At 44.4% G+C, this 22,697-nt stretch carries 19 protein-coding genes; 5 read left to right on the top strand and 14 right to left on the bottom strand.

Annotation, left to right across the window (positions count from 1 at the left end; translation table 11 throughout):
- Nucleotides 1-140: 140 nt before the first annotated feature.
- The 7 genes from CXF82_RS20875 to CXF82_RS20905 form a co-directional block, all read right to left on the bottom strand.
- Nucleotides 141-1,169 carry a methyltransferase gene (locus CXF82_RS20875; RefSeq protein WP_101092408.1) on the bottom strand — a complete coding sequence of 343 codons (1,029 nt, stop codon included), beginning with the start codon at nt 1,167-1,169 and terminating at the stop codon, nt 141-143.
- Between the two features lie 142 nt (nt 1,170-1,311).
- Nucleotides 1,312-2,616, bottom strand: a complete 1,305-nt coding sequence (locus CXF82_RS20880; RefSeq protein ID WP_101092406.1) for an alkaline phosphatase — start codon at nt 2,614-2,616, stop codon at nt 1,312-1,314.
- Between the two features lie 18 nt (nt 2,617-2,634).
- A complete protein-coding gene (gene gshB, locus CXF82_RS20885) occupies nt 2,635-3,582 on the bottom strand; it encodes a glutathione synthase (protein ID WP_101092404.1) in 948 nt (315 codons plus the stop codon).
- Between the two features lie 119 nt (nt 3,583-3,701).
- A complete protein-coding gene (gene rsmE, locus CXF82_RS20890) occupies nt 3,702-4,433 on the bottom strand; it encodes a 16S rRNA (uracil(1498)-N(3))-methyltransferase (protein ID WP_101092403.1) in 732 nt (243 codons plus the stop codon).
- A gap of 14 nt (nt 4,434-4,447) precedes the next feature.
- On the bottom strand, nt 4,448-5,191 hold the full coding sequence (locus CXF82_RS20895; protein ID WP_102044895.1) for an endonuclease: 744 nt from the start codon (nt 5,189-5,191) through the stop codon (nt 4,448-4,450).
- Nucleotides 5,192-5,299: 108 nt separating this feature from the next.
- Nucleotides 5,300-5,866 (bottom strand): SprT family zinc-dependent metalloprotease, encoded by a 567-nt coding sequence (locus tag CXF82_RS20900; protein WP_101092401.1) that lies wholly within the window; start codon nt 5,864-5,866, stop codon nt 5,300-5,302.
- A gap of 84 nt (nt 5,867-5,950) precedes the next feature.
- A complete protein-coding gene (locus tag CXF82_RS20905) occupies nt 5,951-7,111 on the bottom strand; it encodes a pyroglutamyl-peptidase I (protein ID WP_102044879.1) in 1,161 nt (386 codons plus the stop codon).
- 300 nt (nt 7,112-7,411) lie between these two features.
- Here CXF82_RS20905 and blaOXA point away from each other — a divergent pair, with 300 nt between their 5' ends.
- The gene (gene blaOXA, locus CXF82_RS20910; protein WP_102044880.1) at nt 7,412-8,248 is read left to right on the top strand and encodes a class D beta-lactamase; all 837 of its coding nucleotides are present in this window, start codon (nt 7,412-7,414) and stop codon (nt 8,246-8,248) included.
- Between the two features lie 17 nt (nt 8,249-8,265).
- Here blaOXA and CXF82_RS20915 read toward each other — a convergent pair whose 3' ends face one another.
- A complete protein-coding gene (locus CXF82_RS20915) occupies nt 8,266-9,177 on the bottom strand; it encodes a LysR family transcriptional regulator (protein ID WP_101092396.1) in 912 nt (303 codons plus the stop codon).
- A gap of 122 nt (nt 9,178-9,299) precedes the next feature.
- Here CXF82_RS20915 and CXF82_RS20920 point away from each other — a divergent pair, with 122 nt between their 5' ends.
- Both CXF82_RS20920 and CXF82_RS20925 read left to right on the top strand, forming a co-directional pair.
- Nucleotides 9,300-13,853: an ATP-binding protein gene (locus CXF82_RS20920; protein WP_101092394.1), complete on the top strand. Its 4,554-nt coding sequence runs from the start codon at nt 9,300-9,302 to the stop codon at nt 13,851-13,853.
- 234 nt (nt 13,854-14,087) lie between these two features.
- Nucleotides 14,088-15,074: a sensor domain-containing diguanylate cyclase gene (locus CXF82_RS20925; protein WP_232775030.1), complete on the top strand. Its 987-nt coding sequence runs from the start codon at nt 14,088-14,090 to the stop codon at nt 15,072-15,074.
- 14 nt (nt 15,075-15,088) lie between these two features.
- Here CXF82_RS20925 and CXF82_RS20930 read toward each other — a convergent pair whose 3' ends face one another.
- Both CXF82_RS20930 and CXF82_RS20935 read right to left on the bottom strand, forming a co-directional pair.
- Nucleotides 15,089-15,706 (bottom strand): hypothetical protein, encoded by a 618-nt coding sequence (locus tag CXF82_RS20930; protein WP_102039577.1) that lies wholly within the window; start codon nt 15,704-15,706, stop codon nt 15,089-15,091.
- A gap of 108 nt (nt 15,707-15,814) precedes the next feature.
- The gene (locus CXF82_RS20935) at nt 15,815-16,702 is read right to left on the bottom strand and encodes a LysR family transcriptional regulator (RefSeq protein WP_102039578.1); all 888 of its coding nucleotides are present in this window, start codon (nt 16,700-16,702) and stop codon (nt 15,815-15,817) included.
- A gap of 115 nt (nt 16,703-16,817) precedes the next feature.
- Here CXF82_RS20935 and CXF82_RS22425 point away from each other — a divergent pair, with 115 nt between their 5' ends.
- The gene (locus CXF82_RS22425) at nt 16,818-16,958 is read left to right on the top strand and encodes a hypothetical protein (protein WP_157822934.1); all 141 of its coding nucleotides are present in this window, start codon (nt 16,818-16,820) and stop codon (nt 16,956-16,958) included.
- A gap of 23 nt (nt 16,959-16,981) precedes the next feature.
- Here CXF82_RS22425 and CXF82_RS20940 read toward each other — a convergent pair whose 3' ends face one another.
- The 3 genes from CXF82_RS20940 to CXF82_RS20950 all read right to left on the bottom strand — a co-directional run bounded on the left by CXF82_RS20940 (nt 16,982) and on the right by CXF82_RS20950 (nt 19,093).
- Entirely contained in the window at nt 16,982-17,197 is a 216-nt protein-coding gene (locus CXF82_RS20940; RefSeq protein ID WP_101092388.1) for a TIGR02450 family Trp-rich protein, read from the bottom strand.
- A gap of 133 nt (nt 17,198-17,330) precedes the next feature.
- Nucleotides 17,331-17,591, bottom strand: a complete 261-nt coding sequence (locus CXF82_RS20945) for a DUF5062 family protein (protein WP_101092386.1) — start codon at nt 17,589-17,591, stop codon at nt 17,331-17,333.
- 299 nt (nt 17,592-17,890) lie between these two features.
- Complete coding sequence (locus CXF82_RS20950) at nt 17,891-19,093, bottom strand: cation:proton antiporter (RefSeq protein WP_102039580.1); 1,203 nt, start codon at nt 19,091-19,093, stop codon at nt 17,891-17,893.
- A 122-nt stretch (nt 19,094-19,215) separates the two neighbouring features.
- Between CXF82_RS20950 and CXF82_RS20955 the strand changes: the two genes are divergently transcribed.
- Complete coding sequence (locus CXF82_RS20955) at nt 19,216-20,106, top strand: universal stress protein (protein WP_101092383.1); 891 nt, start codon at nt 19,216-19,218, stop codon at nt 20,104-20,106.
- Here CXF82_RS20955 and CXF82_RS20960 read toward each other — a convergent pair.
- Nucleotides 20,054-22,654: a cation-translocating P-type ATPase gene (locus CXF82_RS20960; protein WP_308303195.1), complete on the bottom strand. Its 2,601-nt coding sequence runs from the start codon at nt 22,652-22,654 to the stop codon at nt 20,054-20,056. The genes CXF82_RS20955 and CXF82_RS20960 overlap by 53 nt on opposite strands.
- Nucleotides 22,655-22,697 lie beyond the last annotated feature (43 nt).

Genomic DNA, 22,697 nt, shown 5'->3' on the forward strand with positions numbered 1-22,697 from the left:
TCGAGTATAACCACATAACACACAGCCATGAAAGTATAAGGCATATAACCTGAGACTAAACTCACAGCTAAGAGGTAACAATGATATTGGTATAAATATTCAACGAGTTAAATATTTATACCATACTTTTATATTTTATTTTAGCGTTTCAAGTTGGAGTAAATTTTGTACCGGCTATTTTCAGCTCCGACGTTAACGCTACCAAATTTTTCAGCAATACAGTCTGAGTAAGGGAGGTGTCGATTAGCGACAATATGGAACATGCCACCTTTCGCTAAATTTTCGGCACTGGCTTTTACAAAATCGATGGCTATAGTGGTGAGACGGTTTAAGCCGTCATGAAAGGGAGGATTGGAGATAATGCCGTCGTAGCTCTTGGTGGTTTGTGCCATACCGTCAGATGCAAATACTTCAGCTTCAAGCCCGTTGGCCTGCAGGGTGAGCTCGCAAGATAGCAACGCCATCGCATTGATATCGACACATTCAAGTTTTAGTTTTGGTTGGGCGGTTAATAATGCCGCGGCAATGACGCCTGCACCGCAACCAAAATCAAGTACGGTTCCGCGCATATTAGGTAAATTATCGAGTAATAACTTAGTGCCTTCATCGAGTTTTTTCTCACTAAATACACCGACCATATTGCAAATAGTAATTTCACCTTGAGGTGTTTGCACTGGGTACTTGCTGCACCAGTCTTGTATTTTTATTTCTGGCGCTTCGCGATCGAGTTCACTGGTAAATACAATACAGTGGCGAGCGTTATCCGCTTTAAAGGCTTTGTCGAAGTAGTCTGGCAGTAGCTTAGGCAGTGACTTTATTCCACCTTTATTCTCGCCAACCACAATCAATTGCCCTTGTAGTTTAAGATGCTTGGCTGCAAGGTTAAATAAGTAAGGTGCTAATGCTTTAGCTTTAGGGAAATACACAATAACGCTATCAAAGCGTTCTTGGTTAGGGAGTTTGTGGCCAAAATACAGCTGTAGATTAGTTGCTGCGTGGGGCTGCATTATAAGGTGGTGATGGAAATCTAAGGCTAAAGCGCTTACGCTTGAGGCACTGTCTAATAATGCTTTAGGTAGAGTATCGCCTTCATAATTGAGTACTAAAACAGAGTGGCCGTTAACTAAATGACTATTTCTAAGAAGGGCTTGCGAAGCATTGGTTAGCATGAGTTTTCAAGGTCTGGTAACAAGTGAGTGTAATTATACCCAAACCACCTAAATATGCACTTTAACTCGCCAATAAAAAGCCACCCATCAAACTTTGAGAGGTGGCTTAAGTACATCGACAACCTGAGTATATTGACTGAAATCAGTTGATTTTTGGCAATAAGCTCATCATTTTTTCAGCAATGTGGGTATTGTCTTGATTGCCTTTGAATAGATCTGCAGCAGGACCCATCGCAAAGACTTGGACGTCAACACCTGTATGACCGCTCGTTGTCCAACCGGTGTAACTGCGAGTATCAATGATTTTTTTAAGGGCGACTTCTAATGTACTTTTTCCCTGCATACGAGCATTTGTTAGTTGCTGTAACTCAGTGCTATTGACGTCGAATCCAAGCTGTTGGTTTACACCAGCTTGCCAATCGTCAGCGGCAATAGCGTGCGTGGCAATGCTAGCAGGGCTCGCACTGATGCCCTTTAGCAGCTTGGTGTCCCATTGATATTCGCCGTTCGCGCCAATAGATAAGCCGCCAGTATTATGATCTGCGGTGACCACTAATAACGTATCTGGGTGTTGACGAATATACTGCTCGACCACTTCAATGGCATTGGCGAAACCTTGCATTTCAGCCATCGCGGTGGCGATATCATTGTTGTGTCCAGCCCAGTCTATCAAGCTACCCTCAACCAGTAACACAAATCCTTTTTCATTTTGAGAAAGCAGATCCAATGATTTTTGCGTTAGCTTGCTCAAGGTATTGGCATCAGTATCATCAATCACCCAAGGCAGTTGCACTTCAGCAAAGAGCCCGAGTACTTTAGGCTGAGTAATGCTGTCGAGCTGCGCTAATTCAGTAATGTGTTGATAACCTTTAGCACTGAACTGGCTTAAAAGAGCTTCAGAGAAGTACTTTTGTCCACCGCCTAAGATCACGTCAGCATCAGATTTAAGCATATCCGCCGCGATGGCTTCATAATTTTTACGGCTTTCGTTATGCGCTAAAAAGGCGGCGGGAGTTGCATGGTTCACTTGAGCTGTTACTGCTACGCCGGTAGACATACCGCGCGCTTTAGCCATCTGCATGATGGTGGTTAAGGGGCGTTTATTGATGTCGACAGCAATTGCGCCATTGTAGCTTTTAAAGCCAGTGGCAAGTGCAGTTGCAGATGCAGCTGAGTCGGTGACATAGCCGCTCTCTCTGGCGGGGTAAGTTGACGCCATACCCACAAGTAAGCGATCAAACACAGTCTGCTCAATCTCTTCGGTATCAGGGTTGTCCTGAAAATAACGATAGGCGCTTGTATAAGCAGGGCCCATGCCGTCGCCGACCATAATAATCATGTTTTTAGGGCGCGATGGCGCCTGATGAATATCGATATTCGCGGTCGCATACAGTGGTAAAACGGCAAGGGCACTAAGGACCCAAGTAAAGGTGTTTCTAAAAGTCATACCGAGTCCTTGAACTGATTATTTGTTGATTCTAGCTTCAATCGAATCCATCAACATGCCAGTGATATCGACATCAAAAGCTGCTTCAATCTCTTTAATACAGGTTGGGCTGGTGACATTTATCTCTGTCAACTTATCGCCGATAACGTCGAGCCCCACAAAGATAAGGCCACGCTTTTTGAGTTCAGGGCCAATCGTGCGCGCAATATGCCAATCAGATTCAGATAGGGGCTGTGCGACGCCGCGACCGCCAGCGGCTAAATTGCCACGGGTTTCGCCTTTTTGTGGAATGCGCGCTAATGAGTAAGGCACTGGCTCACCATCTACCACCAAAATGCGTTTGTCACCGGCGGTAATGTCTGGAATGAATGCTTGTACCATTGCATATTGTTGACCTTCGTGGGTCAGGGTTTCGATAATGACACCTAAGTTTGGATCATCCTTTTTAACTCTGAAAATAGAGCTGCCACCCATGCCGTCGAGCGGTTTAAGAATGATGTCGCCTTTTTCTTTATGGAAAGCACGAATGCGCTGCTCATCACGGGTGACGATGGTTTCAGGAGTAAACTCAGAGAACCAAGCGGTAAATAGTTTCTCATTTGCATCGCGTAAACTTTGCGGCTTATTGACGATAAGCACACCTTGCTCTTCAGCGCGCTCAAGCATATAAGTCGCATAAATAAACTCAGTATCAAACGGCGGATCCTTACGCATTAAAATAACGTCGAGATCGGCCAGCGGTGTATCAATTGCATCTTCTAATTGGTAGAAGTCCTGTGGGTCTTCTTTTACCGTGAGTGCACGCATGGTTGCCATTGCTTGACCATTCACCATGGCTAAGTCGTTCATCTCCATGTAAAACAGCTGATAACCACGGGACTGCGCTGCCATTAACATGGCAAAGCTTGAATCTTTCTTGATGTTTATTTCGCTGATGGGATCCATCACGATACCGAGTTTTATCATGGAGCGTGTTCCTTATTCTGTATTCGTTTTTGCTGTTAACATGAAGCCTGACCAGTATTTTTCTAGTCAAACGCCATTAAACATAGGCAGTGTTGATTGAGATATTGCGACAGTTAATATTAACCAATATCACCAAATTTTAGCTGTAAGGCACTTATTGTCGTGAGTGCTGCGGTTTCGGTGCGTAACACTCTTGGTCCAAGCAGGACATCGGTAAACTTGTGTGTTTCCGTCATGCTAATTTCAGTTGCAGATAAGCCGCCTTCAGGACCAATAACCAGCCTGACTTTATTGTTGGGCAGGCTTAAACCGTTAACACCATGAGATGCTCTAGGGTGTAGATTCAGTTTCAGCGACCTTGTCTCTTCTGCACACCAGTCGATGAGCTGCATGGCTGGGCGAACCTCTGGGATGACACTTCGACCAGATTGCTCGCATGCGCTAACCACAATCTTTTGCCATTGCTGGATCTTCTTTTCTAAACGTTCGCCGCTCAGCTTCACCCCACAGCGTTCTGAGAATAACGGGGTAATAGTATTCACACCAAGTTCGACCGATTTCTGAATGGTAAAATCCATTCTATCACCGCGAGAAATCACCTGACCTAAATGCAGATGAAGTGGCGATTCACTGTCATTGCTTTCACAAGATAAGACCTTCACAGCGACATTTTTCTTACTGGCGCTAACGATTTCAGCCAAATAATTATGGCCATCACCGTTGAATAAACAGACTTGCTCACCCGCAGCCATTCTAAGTACGCGGCCAACATGCCCAGCAGCTTCTTCGTGAAGTGATACCGTTTGCTCAATTGCCAGTGAAGACGCTTGGTAAATTCTTGGAACTCTCATGGTACGGTTTAGCCTTATTCTGCGATGTTTGTTGCTGAGATTAACTGTTTACAATGAGCTTGCACAAAGTTGTTGTGATTACCTTGTACCTTTGCAATTTCTTGATCTCGCTTGCACTCAATAGTATCAACTGGATAGCTTTTATCCCATGCTTTAAATAACTTTAATTGGCTACGGGATATTTTCAAAGAATATGCGCTTTGCATGTAAAGATAAGTTCGCGCTATTTTGCCCCGGGTGTAGCTCGGTGGCTCGACTTTACGCGCTTTAAAATCAACGCTCATTCTGCATTGACCATATTGCACAGGCTGAGCATTCCACTGACTAAATCGATAGTTACTGCGATCACCGTTAACTTCACCCACTGCTGGCACAAGGTTATGTAGGTCGGATTCCATCTTTTTAAACAGTTTATCGTTCTTGCCGCAGTTTTTTCGTCCACCTTGTTGCCAGCATTGACGTTGATGGCCAAACTCCCAAGCGGGAACAACATGTTCCCACTCTATTCTAGCGGCTCTTTTTTGCTGCTTGCGAACTTGATAACCACAGCGGTTAAAATCAGTTTGCCATTTTTTGCCGTTAATTTTGATGTCACAACCACAATAGAAACTGGTAATGGGTAACGATTCTATATAGAGCTTTTTAGCGAGCCTTTTAGCTTGGCTAAAACTGGTGGGGTGTTTTGCTAAGGCATAGCTCGGTAGTGGCGTGAGCCATATAAGACTAAGCGCTAGTGTGAGCGCTTTGAATATCGATATTTTCAAACGTAATCCCTAAAATTAATCTCGGTAACGAAACTGATGCTCGTTTGGGCAGATTGTAAGGGAGGCTTGGATTCGGGGCAATGTTGTTAGTGGCTGATGGGCTTAATTTTTAATGGCATCACGCAGGTTTTGGCCACATTTACGGCAACGGTATTGAGTATCACCACGTAGTACTTTGTTGTGACGGCGAATGCTGAGATTGACGCTGCCGCAACCACACAGGTATTCGAAGGTTTTACCCTCAACAGACTGTGTATTAAAACTGTGTGTAGTGCGAGGTTGGCGACTATAAAGCTTGAGCATTAAATGCTGCCATTGCACCCCGTGAGGTTTTACTCTGCCATAAAGTTGGAAGCTTAGTAGGTGACAGATCTCATGTGGTACAACATCGTCGATAAAAGCTTGTTGGTTATCTTGTAGGAGCTGTGGATTAAAACGTAGCTTATTAAGTTGTAAATGAGCGGTGCCCGCACTTTTTCCGCGCAGTTTAAAGTTGATCTCAGGGCGTGGGAATACCTGCCCTAATGTTGCTTCTGCAACCTGATAACAATGTTCCACTTGGGTGGCGATACACTGTTGCAGTGGATCGGCAAAAGGCACTGCCGGATGGTTGGCAGGTTTTGCGGCTAATATCCGCTTGGACTTAAAAGGGTTAAGCGTTTTGAACATTGAATCGGTAACTCACGGTTGATGAGCTCGCAAAGGGCGAGCCCATCAATGTTACCTGAGTGCATAGTGCCACACCAGAAAAGGTTATAGCGTTGTCGCCGCGGCCTCTACCATGGCGGTGACTTGCTCAACAATATCATGCTCGATTTTAACGTCATAAGCGGCTATGCGAGGGGTGTGAATATGACCGACTGGAATAACACTTTTGAACTGCTTTTGTAGCAATATGGCGCGGTAAGATATCTCATTTGATAGATAACCACCGCCAGAGCCCTCCACTGAGGTTGCACTTTGCAGCTCAGCTAGCGACTTCGCCTGAAACTGGCCTTTTGTTAGAGTGGAAACAGTGTGGTTGTCGTTAACTTTCCATGGGCCAGTAACCGTTTGCATCGCTGCTATAGGTAATGAAAATTCAACAAACTCAGGCCCATTGAGTGTGCCACCATTAAACAGCGGTGCCATAGGGGCTTGTTTGTCTGCGCCTGTCAGTACGTTGAGATTATCGGGAGCTGCTGCGCTGCGATTGAGGCCAGGAAAACGTTCAATATCAAATTCATCGCGGCCCATGCTGACGGTAAAAATCATATCAACACTGTTGTCACGATAAATGGGGGTTAATATGGATTCAATTAATCCTTCGTCAAAGTCGGCAAATCGCACTGGGATCATAACCGTTTCTATTTGGGCTTGTTTGCCATTCACGCTAAAGCGATAGCCATCAAGTGCTAAAGCGACCAGCCCTGACGGATTGCTCTGATCGATATGACGGTCGAGGAAAAAAGGATCGAAGCCTGTGAGCAATATTTTAATCTCGGCATCATCTTTAAACTGAATATCACTTAAGCCACGAGAGGATTTTTCGACAGCCTTGATAAGAATATCTCGTTGCCAAGTTGCCATTTTAAAATCGGGGTCTTGAGTCTTTAATAGGTCACGCATGGCGAGACGGTTCCAATAAAGAGAGCGATCGTCTAAATGACCTGATTGCACATCTCTAACGGCTTGCTGCCATAAGCGTAACCCTTGATGCGCCACCATTTGGGTGATCTTTAGCTCATCAGAGTGTTGGACATATTTTTCAGACAGATTAGTCACGAAAGCTTGATAACGGTTAACCACTTCTGGCATGGCTGCCGTTGCTGCGGGGAGTCGAGCTTCTTCAACATCGACTTTTGCATAGGCGGAAGTTGAGCTTAGACCGATTAATAGCGTAGTCGCCATTAACGCCATGCTAGGTGTTCTCATTGCGATATCCTTTCTTATTATAAGCTGCCTGAGTCACGGGCGAGTTAACGTTAAAAAAACAACATTCAGTGGCTATTAAATTACGGTTTTTAGTATGCCTTAGCGAGAGTTACATTGAAAGCGGTGAGGAAATGATGATTTAAACATCGTTAATATTGCCACTTTTTGGCCACTATTTATCCTGTTATCGCCATAAAGTTCAAGCGTAAAACCGCTATGATAAAAAACATGATGACGCCGCAATGATAATGCTAATGAACGGCCCAAGTAATGACTTAAAACAGGCAAAGGACAGAATAAATGGCTAGGATATTTTTGTTAGGTTTACTGATTGTATTAGCGGCAATAGCGTTAATTGTTGATGCTAATGATGAGATCTCTAACGAAGTATTGTTAGGTTCGGTTGTGGCAGAGCCTGAGTATACTGCTAATTGGGATCCTATATTCAGTGGCAGTGATGTTAACGGCGTATTGGTGTTATTTAACGCTGAAAAACGGCAGTTATTAACCAATAATTTGTTAAGGGCACAAACAGGCTTTATTCCTGCGTCTACCTTCAAAATAGCTAACGGCTTGATCGCGCTAGAATTGGGTGTGGTTACCGATGCCGAGGATCAATACCGTTGGGATAAGCAACCGCGTTCGTTTAATTTATGGAATCAAGACCATAGCTTCTCTAGTGCATTTCAATACTCAGTGGTGCCAATATTTCAGCAGATTGCTCGTGATATCGGTAAGCAGCGAATGTCCAATATGTTAGCTAGCTTAAACTATGGTAATGAATTGATAGGCGGAGGGCTTGATAGGTTTTGGTTAGAGGGCTCACTTCGAATTAGTGCTATTGAACAAATTCAGTTTCTGCAGCGTTTGCATGGCAATACGTTGCCCTTAAGTGTGCGTTCGCAATCGATAATGAAGCAAGTGATGCTAACAGAATCCGCTGACAGTTATGCCATCTATGCCAAGACAGGTTATGCGAACAATGGCGCAACGGATATTGGCTGGTGGGTGGGTTGGGTAGAGAAAGGTGAAAGCACAGTCTTCTTTGCGCTAAATCTAGATCTTGCCAACATACAACAAGCTCACCTTAGGCAAAAGCTAGTGAAACAGATCCTGCAATTTGAGCAGGTCATCTAAATCAATTTAAACTAAAGCTAGACCATCAAAGATTGTAATGACTCTTGGCTGGTAAAACGTTTATGGAAAAAATCTAGAAAAACGCTGATATTGGTCGCCAGCTGACGACGACTGGAATAGACGCCATACACTTTAAAGGCTTCCATTGGCCACTCTTGTAAAATAGGGACCAGTGAGCCGCTGGCTAATTCGTTTTTACAGACGGAATTGGAGAGCATTGCGATACCAAAGTCATCCATGACTAACTGCTTAACCATCACTGCACTATTAACCCTGACCTTACGCTTAAAGTTGACCATGGTTTTTCTGGCGCCTTTACCCAGTGGCCAAATTGGGGCAGAGCGAGAGGTCCCTAGTAATATGCCACTATGAGCGGCTAACTCTTGCGGGTTAGCTGGAGTACCGTGAATTTTTAAATAGTTAGGGCTTGCCACCAATATGGGTTGGCGTTCAAATAACAGTCTGGCGACTAAATCGGACGATTGTAATGGGCCATATTTAATCGCGATATCGTAGCCTTCACCCACTAAACCAATATCGTTATCAGTAAATTGCACGTCAAGCTCTACGTTAGGATAGAGTCGCATAAAACCGCTGCATAATGTCGCAATGAGTTCTTGGCTGAAAGACACAGGAATAGCAACGCGCAACGATCCCGAAACATCATTGTGAGTGTTTTCGACAGTCGCTTTGGCAGCTTCTATTTCATCGCTTATACTGGTGCAATGCTGATAAAAAAGCGCGCCAACTTGAGTTAAGCTCAAATTGCGGGTATCTCGCTGTAAAAGCCGAACCCCTAGCTGCTCTTCAAGCTGGGCAACCTTACGACTAATGGTTGATTTTGGCATGCCTATTTCGCGGGCGGCTTGAGAGAACCCTTTAGCTCTAACTACCGCTGCAAACAGCATCATACCGTTTAAATCTGGCATGTTATCTTCACTGTCTCAAAAATGGAACAAAGCGTCTAGTGCAGTTTAATAGCATTTGACCTGATAACAAAGTTATATTTACGGGCTAAAAATTTCAGAGGCTAAACGCAGAGGATCTTTCGATGACCAGCAAAAATCAGCCCGTTAACATGACTCAAGCCCAAAGTGCAGATCCGCTTTTTCTAAAAGCAGAGCATTTGGCAAAAGACTTTTCTTTGTTTCCTGAGCACAGTAAACAGACATTATCTGAGGAGATAAAAGGCCTTCTCGGTGACGATACCATTCAAGCCAATCTAAAAGATTTGGCTGGATTAGACGTCGATGGTTATGTCACTAAGGTGATCCAACCGACGCAAGATAAAAACCGCCCTGGTGCTAAACGCATGATTGCGGATCTTAAAGGTAAGCTTATTACCGAAACTCACAGCGGCCCTTTTTATAGTGCAGAGATTGAACTGAATTTTGGATCTCGTACTCGCCGTATCGGTTTTATTGCACAAGAGCGTACAACGGCTAACGGCGCGTGGATGCCTGAACATCACTTAGCGTGTTGTAAAGCGATTCGTCATTTTGCCGAATTGTCTATGCCTATTATCTACCTTATCGACACTCCAGGTGCTGATGCAGGTGAAATCGCTAACAGCCAAAACCAAGCTCACTCAATCTCTAAAGCGATTGCAGAGAGTGCCAATGTTGACGTACCTACAGTCGGTATCGTGATTGGTGCTGGTTACTCTGGTGGTGCTATTCCACTGGCTGCTGCAAACATTCTATTGTCACTGCGTGACGGTATCTTCAACACGATTCAGCCACAAGGCCTACAAAGCATTGCGCGCAAGTACAACTTGTCTTGGCAGGAATGTGCAAAATCTGTGGGCGTCTCGCCAGAAGAGCTGTACACATCGGGTTGTATCGACGGTATCGTCGATTTCTCGCCATCAGACAAAGATGAGCGCCAACATAACCTACGCCGTGCGATTATCAGCAGTGTTGAAGCTGTTGAAAAAGCCGCTGTGCAGTTTGTTCGCGAGTCTGATGATTTACGTGAACACTATGACCGCAGTCTAGCGCGCTTTTTAGACCCTTCTAAAAACTTAGCAGCACTAGAGGTCAATGCAGAGCTTGCGGTTGCTGACAACCCAACGATGCACTTAAACCTGTTTGGTAGCACTTACCGTTACCTGCGATACTTAACACTGCGTAGCCGTATCCATTCTATCTCGCAAGAGCAGTATGGTCGTCTATCTAAAGTCAGTGTGCCTGAAGGTGACTTGTTAGCGCGTATTCAACAAGAACAGGACAAAGTTTTCCAATCTTGGTTATCTAACCCAGATAAGCTGGTTTATGACGAAGAGTTGAATAAGCTTTGGGGTAACTTCATCGCCAAGCGTGATGATGTATCTACCGAACGTAATATGCTAACGCGTTTGATTTTGGGTGAACCAAAAGAGAACTATAAGAAAGCGCGTAAAGCCCTTATCTTTAACATCAGTTGGTCGCTCTTTCACCGCTGGAAAGGTAATGCTGAAAACAACTTCAAAGGGCTTATTAGCTACCTTGAGACATTACCACCTGAAGTCACTCAAGCAGATTGGCCTGAGCTAAATCAACTAACTGTTCTCGATGTTATTATCCATGATGAGTTGCGCGAAGACTTTATCTGGCAATGCCACAATATTCTGGTATTCAACGCACTGTATGACAACGTTGTGGGTAACTTAGCATCAATCGCGAAAGAAGCGATGATGTCTAAAAGCTTGTCTCGTAGTTCAGTTGATAACTTGCTACATGATTCAATTGATAGAGCATTGTCTACACAAGATGTGGCTAACGATAAGAGCAAGTTCTACAAGTGGCTTAAGTATTTTATGTCGCAATCAAACCGCGCAGAACTGTTGACTCGCACAGAGCAGTGGAAGAGCGTTGGTTTCCCACAATTGAACGACAGTCTGTTTGTTATATTAACTTACTTCTTCGAGCGTTTACTCCCAGAGTATTTCGACAGTGAAGAAGAAAACAATGAATACACTGGCGCCATTAACCCTGTACGTATCGGTCGTCGTAAAGACTTCTGGAACCGTTTGACCATGGGTTACCAAGATCTACTGATCCAAAAGGTACTTCGCGATGAAAAGCGCGCAGGAAAAATGGGTTGGGAGGCGATTGTTGCTAAGTTCTTCACTCAATTTGAAGAGATCAACGGTGATAAAATTTCGGCTAACCTGCTTAATTTCCCTGGTTTCCGTCTCTCTATTGAAGATGCACTCGATAAAGGTATTCGCCCTTGTGGTTTGATTACCGGCCTTGCTGATTTCGAAAGAGATGGCAAGCCAATGCGCGTCGGTGTTGCGGTATCAAACACGGCATTCCAAGCGGGTGCATTCGATATGGCTGCCGCTGAAAAATTCAGCGCGTTATTAATTGAATGTGCTAAGCGTAAGTTACCGGTTATCTGTTTTATCAGCTCTGGCGGTATGCAGACTAAAGAAGGTGCAGCAGCATTATTCTCAATGGCTGTTGTTAACGACCGTATCACTCGCTTTATTCGTGACAATGAGTTGCCAGTATTGATGTTTGGTTATGGTGACTGTACCGGTGGCGCACAGGCAAGTTTCGTGACGCATCCTCTGGTGCAAACTTATTATTTGTCTGGCACCAACATGCCGTTTGCGGGTCAAATGGTTGTGCCTGCATACTTACCTTCGACGGCGACACTGTCTAACTACTTGTCGAAAGTCCCTGGCGCGATGAATGCCCTCGTTGAAAACCCATTCACCACCACGTTGGATGACCAGCTAAGCAGCATCGACCCATTGATGCCGAAGCCGACGGGTAATATTAGCACCATCATTGGTAATGCCCTGTCGACGCTTGTACCTGAAATGTCTGTTGAAGATGAAGAGATTGTTCAGAACGATCCTCGCGCACTCATGAAGCCAATCAATAAAGTATTGATTCATGCTCGTGGTTGTACCGCGGTTAAGCTTATTCGTAAAGCACACGACAACAAGATTGATGTCGTGTTGGTTGCATCAGACCCTGATATGACATCAGTGCCTGCTGACATGTTAAAAGCGAACGACAAGCTAGTTTGTATTGGTGGTAACACCTCTGATGAAAGTTACCTCAATGCTTATTCAGTGTTGAAAGTGGCTGAATACGAAAATGTTGATGCATTGCACCCTGGTATCGGTTTCTTATCAGAAAGCCCGCAGTTTGCAGCCCTTTGTGTTAACAATGGCGTTAACTTTGTCGGCCCGAGTGTTCACAGCATGACGACCATGGGTAACAAGTCGAATGCGATTAAAACTTCGCAAGACCAAAACGTACCTGTCGTTCCTGGTAGCCACGGTATTTTGACCAATGCAGAGCAAGCGGTAAACGTTGCCACTGAAATTGGTTACCCAGTATTGCTTAAAGCAGTACAAGGTGGTGGCGGTAAAGGCATTCAGGTTGTAGAACGTCCTGAAGACATGATTGAATTTTTCCAAAAAACTTCTACCGAAGCCGCTGCGGCCTTTGGTAACGGTGATCTTTACCTAGAGAAATACGTAACTTCACTACGTCACATCGAAGTGCAATTGCTGCGTGACCAGTTTGGTAACACTAAAGTACTTGGCTTACGTGATTGCTCTGTACAGCGTAACAACCAGAAAGTGGTTGAAGAATCAGGTTCAACAATGTTGCCTGAGGAGCTAAAACAGCGAGTACTGGAATATACGCGTTTATTAGGTGATGCAACCGATTATATGGGGGCGGGTACGGTAGAGTTCATCTATAACTTAGACGCAAATGAAGTCTACTTTATGGAGATGAATACCCGTCTGCAAGTAGAGCATCCAGTAACAGAAGCAACATCAGGCATCGATATTGTCAGTGCCGGTTTTGATATTGCAGCAGGGCGCTCTATTGCAGATTTAGAGCCACAAAGCATCGGTTATGCGATGGAAGTGCGTGTCACGGCTGAGAAAGCAGCGCTTGATAGCAATGGCATATTGCAGTTAATACCAAACCCAGGTTTGATTAGCGAATATAAGATGCCAGAGCGTGATGATATTGAAATCATCTCTATCGCGGGTGAAGGTAAAGAAGTATCACCTTACTACGATAGCTTGATTGCACAGATCATCTGTCGTGGTGAAAGCCGTGAAGATGTCATTAACAAGCTTCATGACTACCTTGCAAACGAAGTTGTTATCAAGGGCATTGCGACTAACATTCCATTGTTAACTCGCATCCTTAAAGATGGCACCTTCAATGAAGGCGTTTATGATACCAACTACCTGCCACGCTTTATGGCTGAGCTTGATATTCCTGAGCTTATCGCCGAGATGGAAGCAGCTGCAGAAACCGTCGGTGTTGATACTGAATCACTACGTGTTGGCGAAAGTAATGAACTTAAGGTGATGGCGCAAGGTGCAGGTATCTTCTATACCTCTCCAGCACCTGGTGAAGCAGACTTCGTTAAAGAAGGCGACATAGTTACAGTGGATCAGACTTTAGCGCTTACAGAAGCAATGAAGATGTTCTCGCAACTAACACTCGCAGGCTTTAACCGTAAGAACGCTGTGCTGTACCCTGAAGATAAGCAATACCGTATCGAGCGCATTCTTAATAGTAATGCTCAGCAGGTTTCACAGGGTGAATTACTGTTTGTAGTATCGCCAGTCGCGTAGATATTGAATGTAAATAACGCACTGATCTTAGTGCGTTGTTTTAGCATTTAAAAACCGTTTGAATACCCACCTTTATGTGGGTATTTTTTTACCTTATTTTTACGGATAGTCAGTCGATAGTACTAATAAGCTTGTGTTTAACAAACGATGACAGTAGTTTCAATGATTGAATCATAAGCATAAGGGCTCAATTGATGAGGGGCTGAATGGCTGACCTCATCAGTATTACGATTAATGAATCAAGCTAAGACTGAACAAGCCAAGCTGCAAAAAATGCTTAGCACTCTGGAACAAGAAAATAATCAGCTTAGAGATGATCAGGCTGAGCTTGTTCGACAAAATGCTGTATTGCAAGAAAAGCTAAATGCGGCGTTAGATGGCACAGGTTTGTGTTTATGGGAACAACATATTCCGTCAGGTAACCTCACGATGTTCAATATGGAATGGGGGTCGTTATTGGGGTATACCATCGATGAACTTGCCGCTCATGTCGACAGTTGGAAGGGTAACTTGCACCCAGAAGATCGTGATTGGGTTGTCGCCAACTTTGACGACCATGTTAAAGGCAAGACAGACTCCTACCAAGTGACTCACCGAATGTTACATAAGGATGGCAGCGTTAGTTGGGTGTCAGATCGCGGCCGAATTGTTGAATTTGATGAACATGGTCATCCGATTAGGATTATGGGAACTCATATCGATATCACCCAAGAGAAGCGTTATGAAATGGGTTTAGCTGAACTGGCACACAAAGACCCTCTAACCGGTTTATTGAACCGTAAAGCGTTAATGGAGGCCTTTGAACAGTCAAAATTACAACAGGGTGCAGGTGGCGCGCTACTGTTTATCGATCTGGATGACTTTAAAGCCAATAATGACCACTATGGTCACAAGTTTGGTGACAGCTTGTTGATCCGTATTGCTAATATTTTAACTTCATATCTAGGGCAGACAACCGATATTGCGCGCTTAGGAGGCGATGAGTTTGTGGTGCTATACCCATCAAAAGCCAGTGTACAATTAGAAACAGTGGCGAATGCAATGCTGCAGTTATTTGCACAGCCCTTAAATATCGAAAATCACAGTATTAAGGTTGGCTTGAGTATCGGCATTGCCGTTTTTGGTAAAAACGAGCTGTTTAGCGATGTATATGAACAAGCTGACAAGGCTATGTATCAAGTGAAACGTCAGGGGAAAAACTGTTTCCTATTATGCTCCTAACGTTCCCGTAAAACCTATCGAGTATGTTTTGCAGTCAATGCTAATGCTCCATTGCCCCATTGACTTAATACGGCGCTAACATCACCAATACTGTTCTCAATCACCACAATTTTTTCATTTTTAACTATTTTTACTGGTCCAGTGAATCCTGCGGGGGCATAAGGGATAAGTACCGTAGAATATCTGTCATCCTGCTCAATAAGATAAGCAAATTGTTGGCTACCATCGTTGTTGCAAAGCAATGCTGCTCGAAAGCCGCTATCGTTCTGTCCGTGGGCTTCTGTGGAGCTATTATCACGAAAAATGCCCTTCGCTATTTGTTTTATTGAGCGATAAAGGGTTAAGCGACCTATAGTATTACGCTCAATGCAGGTAAATAGATTAGTCATAAAAGTCGATCTTAAAAAAAGGCCAAAAATAAATGAGGTCAGGCCTAATGCAAGTAGTGCTAACACTAATGGATCAACGTCTGATCTCATGCTCGAATTCGGTAAAAGTTGCACTAAAGGATCTGACAGGCCGATCAAAAGATCAATTAACTCATCTGCCATGAGAGATAGCAGTAACAAAGGAAAGACCACAAGAAACCCTCCCAAGATACTGGTTTTAAATAAATTAATTAGTTTTGTCATATCTAGCTCCGCAATTTCTTGTTAGACAGAATTTGTCAATGCGGTGATGATAACGAATGCACCGAATCGCTACACGTTACTAGCTATTCGATCTGCCAATGATTTGCTTTAGTTTGCACTTAACTCTTTGCTTAGTTTTAAAAAAGTTGATGCGGCAGGTGTCAGGGGTAAATTTTTCCGCCAAATAAGTGCTAAATCCCATGTTAGTTGCGGCGAGAGAGTTTTATAAATAAGGTTTTCTGAATTAACTTTCTGGCAGATAGGTTTAGGCAAAATAGCCACGCCCATCTTGGCTTCAACCATGGCGGCAATAAAGTCCCACTGGCCACTTTGAGCGGCAATGTTAAGATCGACATTGGCAGCGCGACTTAATCGATAAATAAGCTTTGTCAGTGAAAAATCATCGTTGTATAAGATGAATGGGTAAGGCGCTAGATCTTGCCAGCTAATACTCTCATTTTTAGCTAGTAAGTGATCTTTTGGCATGCAAGCAAGCAAGGGGTAACCCTTAAGATCTAAGCTGTTAAACTCCTGAGCATGTGTTGTCGGTAATGCGGTAAAGGTCAAATCTAAACTGTCATTTAACAGCGCCTGCTCTGCACCAAAGCCGCCGAGTTCTTGAATACTGAGTTCAATTCCGGGATATTTCTGTCGAAAATGAGCGACTAATTCGATGATCATTTCGCCCATCATTGGGCATACTCCAAGCCTAAGTTGGCCTGTTTGTAATCCATTTAAGTTATTGAGATCTTCCCTAAGTCGGTGCCATTGGCCCACTATTTGTTGCGCAGTGCACACTAAAGCTCTGCCTGCTTCGGTGGCAATCACCTTTTGATTATTTCGGATCAGTAAAGGCTGGCCGAGATTATCTTCAAGGCGTTGGATCATCTTCGTTAAGGTAGGTTGAGTGAGATGAAGCTTCTCTGCTGCCCGAGTATAATTGCCAACTTCGACTAGGGTTAGGAAGCAGTGTAAACTTTTTATTTGGATGTTCATGCTTATTTGGAATCTAGTTGATGGCTATTATTCATTTTACTAATAGTCTGAACCAGATTACTTTGACCTAAAGCACATATCCAACCAATTATCCCAGTTTTGAGAGGTCGTCAACATGAAGTCATACCAAGGTTTATTCGCCCAAGCACTATATTTAGCAGCAATGCCACTTGAGCAAGATTGTGCACAAAAGAAACAAGCTGATACTAATGAGCAGAAATGTTCAGTTGAAGAGCCTAGTAAAGAAACATTGTAAGTGCTTTACGAGTATCGAACGGCTTATTTCCAACCAAATATCCAACAGCTTTCGTCGGTTAGCTCGCGCCAATTAATGTCATATTGAGTGCGGGTTAATACCGCTTCAATTTGGCAGCGTTCCACATCTCCCATTTCATCAAATTCCATTTTAGTGACCATAAAGTGCTTCTGTTTCTGCATCGGCTTTAGTGCGGTCCACTTACTTTGCAGCAGTTTTTTAGGATTTATTTTATTCATAAAAATTAATACGTAAAGCGGCTCTTGATCGATCAACACCGAAGTATTATTAATGGCGTTGTTGGTGACGTTGTTGGCGAGATTAGCGGGGAACCTACCGCATTAGATGCGACAGGCTCGATTGCGGAATATATTAGTTCAGTAATTCGTGGTTTTCGGGAAGTTGACGGCTGATCCACAGCACTAATTTGTGTTTCATATTTGGACCATCTTCTTTGTCTTTTGACAAAGCTTGAATCAAGTTGTCTTTTACTAATAATCGGTAAATACATTCCACTTTGTCTTTGGGGGAAATACCTTGACCAAAGTCGGCAAAGCCTCTTTTCTTGGCGTAACCTACTCCGATTTCCATCGCGAGCTTAAGTAGCTGTACATCATGTTTACCAGACTTCATATAAGCGCTTCTTCTTTCGATTGATATAACTCTAACGTTACCTGAATCTAGAGCGAAGGCAAGAGACATTACGCTGAATAAGGCTGTTTAATAAATTGAAATCAGCAGCTATTGTCATTGAACAGAATCATGTTCTGGCTATTTATACTATCGCCTATATAGCGCGGTGATTAGGCAAATGCTTATTATTCAATGTACTTTTCTACAAAGAGTCTAGTACTTCCTCTTCGACCGATTATTGAACATCAACATCTTGATGAACAGTTAACTAGAATTATCATGTATCGTCGTAGACGCACTTACTTATGGATCAATCTCTGTCCTTTGAGTGACCACTTTAGCATGAGCGGTCCGGCGATGGTCGTGACGACGATAACCATGACTAATTCGGTGAATAACTTAGGTGAAATGATGCTGGCTTGGCGGCCCATTTCAGCAAACACTAGACCTACTTCACCGCGAGGAACCATCGCACAGCCAATGATGAGTTTTCTTCGCCATGATCCCTTTGCTGTTAGACCGGCTGCGAGTTTAGTCAAGATGGCGATCAGTGCCAGCCAAAGTAGTAGCAGTAAGCCTGTTGTAGTGAGTTCTAACTGGCTTAGATCAACGGTAATGCCAACATAAACAAAAAATATCGGTGCGAAAATATCGATGAGTGGTTTGGTCGACTTTTCCAGTTGATGAGTAAAATGAAAAGGATTGCGTAGGTAACGGTTTATCGGCGAAATAAACTGCTTAGATAATGCCATTCCAACGGCAAAGCCACCTAATAGTGCGGGCGCACCGAATAAGTGAGCTAACCATGCAAATAAACAGATTAGAGTGATCACGATAAAAACAGCGTAACCGGATTGGTTAAACTGAGGCTGAAGGCCGCGTGCTAGATAAATCAATACGCGCGCAAAGGGTGGAGCGATAAGTAAAAACCCAATAACTTTAATGGTTAATATGAGTATCGAACCGACACTTAAACTGCCTGAATCATGAAAATTCAATAATATGCTCAGTAATATTACCCCAGCGATATCATCTATTACGGCAGCGCCCAAGATCACTTGGCCCTCAATCGTTTGTGTTTGTTTTGCTTGAGCCATCACTCGTATTGATATTCCAATGCTGGTGGCCGTTAGGGCACAGCCGAAGAATAGCGCAGTAAATGAGGGTAAATTAAGCCAGTATGCAGCGGCAGTACTGGCGACCACAGCAGGAACTAAAATACCGCTTAATGCTACCCAGGTTGAGTGTCCACGAGCATGATATAGACGCTTAATGGAAGTATCACAGCCGATATCAAATAGCAGTAAAATCACCCCTAATTCAGCCAGAACCGACAGAGTATTATGCGGAGTAACCCAACCCAGAATCGAAGGGCCAATCAGCAGTCCCGCCATAATCTCCCCCACGACGGCGGGGGAGCCTAATCGACGAGCAAGCTCCCCTAGCAAGCGGCCAAAAAGTAGAATAAGAAAAATGGAAATGACAAAGCTATCTATTGCCACTGTTGCCCCCTTATTTGGTTAATAACAGCGCTTTGATCTTGATCATGTATATGCGTCATCCTGAGGCGAGGACGCATATGCTTGTCTAAGCTAGAGTAAGGTAATAATGGCAGGAGTAAACCATGGACAAGGTGTTTATTATTTCGCAAAGAGAGGAATCTCATACCGATGCTATTGCGACGGGAATAGAGTTGGCAAACGCATTGGGTAAACGTGCAGAAATTTTTGCTTATAGCTTTGAATATTTCGGCAGCGCAGAGTATTACAACCCTCGCTTTGCAGCAGTAGCGCATAAGAATATGATGAAGCAGCGAGAGGCGAAAGTGGAAGGCGAACTGGAAAAATTGCAGGCAGAAGATGTCCCCGTCCATAGCGTATGGAGCAAAGATCTGTCTGAACATGCCTGTTATCATTCTATTCGTCATGGTTTCGATCTCATGGTAAAAGCGGTACATCATGCGGATCACTATCTACCTGTTGATTGGAATTTGATCCGTAATGTCAAAATTCCGTTAATGTTACTGACAGATAACCCTTTGCATAGGGGCAATGCCGTCATGATGGCAGTCGATCTGGGTAGTGATAAGCCTATTAAAAAACAACTTAATCAATTGGTTATTAAGCATGGTAAGGCACTAGCCAAAGCTAAGGGCAGTAAACTACATCTAGCCTTTGTCATTAGAGTGCCTAAGTTGATCCGCGATATGGACTTGATCAATACCAACACATTAGTCAAAGAGGCTTATCAAAAATATCAACATCAATTAGCTAAACTAGATCTCGATCCTGACTGCATTCACATTACTGTTGGCGAACCTGATCTTTGCCTTTATGAGCTTGCCTGCCGTTTTAAGGTGCGAGACTTAGTGCTTGGAGCATGTCAGCGTCGCGGTATTTTTGGCTATGTTATTGGCAACATGGCTGAGTCCATTATCAGCCGTGTGCGCAGCAACGTGTTGGTTATTCCGGCCGACGATCAGCTATTGGGATTACCAAGTTCGGATGATGTTTAATACGCCAGTACCTTTTATGTACCTCGTCCACAATAAAGAGCACTGAAGCTGTGGCGAGTAAGATCAACCAGTGACCTAAACTGATGGGACTAAGCTGGAGTGCATCATTTAGTCCAGGGGTATACATGGCGCCAATATGGATCCCTTGGGCCACAAGGATGCCGATAAGCAGGATAGGGTTACTAAACAAAGAGATCTGCAGTAGCGACCTGTGTTCAGAACGGCTATTGAGCGCGTGTACATTTTCAAATAACACCATCAACATAAGCGTGAGGTTGCGAGCTTCCACTTCATCAGCGCCCATGTTTAGCGATATAGCAAATAAACCAAATGCTACCAAGCCCATTGTGAGTGCACTGGTCACAACTCTTTCGAGCATTAAACGATCGAAAATGGGCTCCTTTGGTGATCGTGGCGGTTGAGATAGCTCCTTACCTTCAGCGGGCTCGAAGGCGAGTGCGACATCCTGCACCCCATTAGTGACGATATTCAGCCAGAGGATCTGCAGTGGGAAAAGCGGGATCGGTAGTGCAAATAACACACTGAGAATAAAAAGGAAGATCTCTGCTGCACCAGTACTGATGAGCAAATAAATCACCTTGCGAATATTGTTATAGACGATACGCCCTTCGATGATCCCTTTTACAATCGAACTAAACTTATCATCGGTGAGGACCAATGCGGCGCTTTCTCTGGCAACATCGGTTCCCCTGAGCCCCATGGCAATACCGACATGAGCGTGTTTGAGGGCCGGTGCATCATTGACGCCATCTCCGGTCATAGCGACAAACTCTCCCTGCCTGATAAGCGATTGAGTGATCTCCATCTTTTGTTTAGGCTTAACTCTAGCAAACACCCTGTGACTAGAGACTAGTTGATCAAATTCACTTTCACCCTGATGCATTGCTTTTTCCAGAGCCAGACCTGTTATCGCACTATCATCCTTTGTGGCAATATTAAGCTGTTGTGCCAGCGTTAGCGCGGTAGCAGGGTGGTCACCGGTGATCATAGCGACCTTGATTTGTGCTTCTCGGCAGGAGGCGATCGCACTTATGGCATCGGGTCTAAGGGGGTCACTCATGGCAACAAGCCCGAGAAATTCGAGATCATTGAAATGACTATCTACGGGGTTGCCTAAGCCGCGAGCTAATGCGAGTACCCGGTAGCCGTGCATAGCCATCGAATGCGTTTGCCTGAGAATGATTTGCTGCTGTTCTGAGCTAAGCAAACACATAGGGATAAGTTTTTCTACCGCACCTTTGACTGAGATTGATGGGCCTAGCTCGCTATCATCAATGCTGGCACTGAAGCCTTTTTCTGATTCATAGGGAAAAAGGGTCAGCCGTTTCTGCCGCAGCGTGGTAGAGGGCAGTTTGAGTTTGTGACCTAATATGAGGAAAGCCAAATCAACACCATCGCCATCAGCGTGCAACTCATTTTTTTCAAATACCAGATGCGCTTCATTGGCGAGCACTCCCGCAGTGGCTAACTGTTTGAGTGCGGGGTCTAGCGTTAAGTCAGCAGGGGACTTGTTATCCTTAGATTGGACAATACCTGTCGGGCTCAATCCCTCTCCCGTCACCTGATATCTCTGCCCGTTCGCAAGCCATATTTGCCCAATCGTCATCTCATTGACCGTTAATGTGCCGGTCTTATCTGAGGCGATAAAGGTACAGGAACCTAGCGTTTCCACCGCCACCAATTTGCGGACGATTACGTTGGCTTTTGCCATTCGTTTCATGCCGATAGCGAGAGCGACAGTGATCGCTGCGGGTAACCCTTCTGGGATCGCAGATACGGCCAATGCCACGCCGAGTAAAAACACATCAGAGAGGGCGGCACCCCGCATTAAGGTCAGGCCAAATATGAGCGCAATAATAATGATGATGGCTATCGCGATGCGCAGTGTGAACTGATCGATTCGTTGCATCAGTGGCGGCTTAGTATTGCCGCCCTGGTGGACTAAGTCGGCGATCTGTCCAATCTGAGTGTGGGTTCCTGTTGCGAAGACTTCTCCCTCGGCTCGGCCATGGGTGACTAAGGTGCCGGCAAAAGCCTGCTTCTTATTACTGACAGAAGCGGATTCACCGGTGAGAGCCGACTCATCGACCTGAAATTGACTGGATTGTTTAAGATGGATGTCAGCACCGATACGGTCACCGCCATTGAGGATAACCCAATCACCAGGCACCAAGCTTTTACTGTCAACGAGTACCGGATGGCCATCTCGGAGTACTCTACTTTGCTGCGGCACCATATGCGCTAATGAATCGGCTGCTTGTTGTGCTGAGTATTCTTGAATGGCGCCAATGAGCGCGTTAAGCAGTAATACTACCGAGATAAAGAACGCATTAATAAGCTGGCCAAGCAGTAAGCAAACAATAACCGCCACCAATAACACATAAATGAATGCGCTACGAAACTGGACCATAAACAGTCGAAAGAAACTATTTTTTGGCGGTTTAGGCAAACTATTTTCACCATACTGCCTCAATAGCATTATCGCCTGCTTGCTCGTTAACCCCGGAATGACCACATCTCCTCTCACTATTCAGTTTTGTGTTGTCAGTTGATCTATAGTCAATAATGAT

Origin of the sequence: Shewanella sp. GutDb-MelDb (assembly GCF_002836075.1) — a bacterium.
GTDB lineage: Bacteria > Pseudomonadota > Gammaproteobacteria > Enterobacterales > Shewanellaceae > Shewanella.

Excerpts from the sequence above, each read along its gene's own strand:
- CXF82_RS20875 (WP_101092408.1), bottom strand. The coding sequence starts at position 1,169 with ATGCTAACCAATGCTTCGCAAGCCCTTCTTAGAAATAGTCATTTAGTT.
- CXF82_RS20905 (WP_102044879.1), bottom strand. The coding sequence starts at position 7,111 with ATGAGAACACCTAGCATGGCGTTAATGGCGACTACGCTATTAATCGGT.
- CXF82_RS20930 (WP_102039577.1), bottom strand. The coding sequence starts at position 15,706 with ATGACAAAACTAATTAATTTATTTAAAACCAGTATCTTGGGAGGGTTT.
- CXF82_RS22425 (WP_157822934.1), top strand. The coding sequence starts at position 16,818 with ATGAAGTCATACCAAGGTTTATTCGCCCAAGCACTATATTTAGCAGCA.
- CXF82_RS20920 (WP_101092394.1), top strand. The coding sequence starts at position 9,300 with ATGACCAGCAAAAATCAGCCCGTTAACATGACTCAAGCCCAAAGTGCA.
- CXF82_RS20945 (WP_101092386.1), bottom strand. The coding sequence starts at position 17,591 with ATGAAGTCTGGTAAACATGATGTACAGCTACTTAAGCTCGCGATGGAA.
- CXF82_RS20955 (WP_101092383.1), top strand. The coding sequence starts at position 19,216 with ATGGACAAGGTGTTTATTATTTCGCAAAGAGAGGAATCTCATACCGAT.
- rsmE (WP_101092403.1), bottom strand. The coding sequence starts at position 4,433 with ATGAGAGTTCCAAGAATTTACCAAGCGTCTTCACTGGCAATTGAGCAA.
- CXF82_RS20940 (WP_101092388.1), bottom strand. The coding sequence starts at position 17,197 with ATGAATAAAATAAATCCTAAAAAACTGCTGCAAAGTAAGTGGACCGCA.
- CXF82_RS20925 (WP_232775030.1), top strand. The coding sequence starts at position 14,088 with ATGAATCAAGCTAAGACTGAACAAGCCAAGCTGCAAAAAATGCTTAGC.
- gshB (WP_101092404.1), bottom strand. The coding sequence starts at position 3,582 with ATGATAAAACTCGGTATCGTGATGGATCCCATCAGCGAAATAAACATC.
- CXF82_RS20935 (WP_102039578.1), bottom strand. The coding sequence starts at position 16,702 with ATGAACATCCAAATAAAAAGTTTACACTGCTTCCTAACCCTAGTCGAA.
- blaOXA (WP_102044880.1), top strand. The coding sequence starts at position 7,412 with ATGGCTAGGATATTTTTGTTAGGTTTACTGATTGTATTAGCGGCAATA.
- CXF82_RS20880 (WP_101092406.1), bottom strand. The coding sequence starts at position 2,616 with ATGACTTTTAGAAACACCTTTACTTGGGTCCTTAGTGCCCTTGCCGTT.
- CXF82_RS20900 (WP_101092401.1), bottom strand. The coding sequence starts at position 5,866 with ATGTTCAAAACGCTTAACCCTTTTAAGTCCAAGCGGATATTAGCCGCA.
- CXF82_RS20915 (WP_101092396.1), bottom strand. The coding sequence starts at position 9,177 with ATGCCAGATTTAAACGGTATGATGCTGTTTGCAGCGGTAGTTAGAGCT.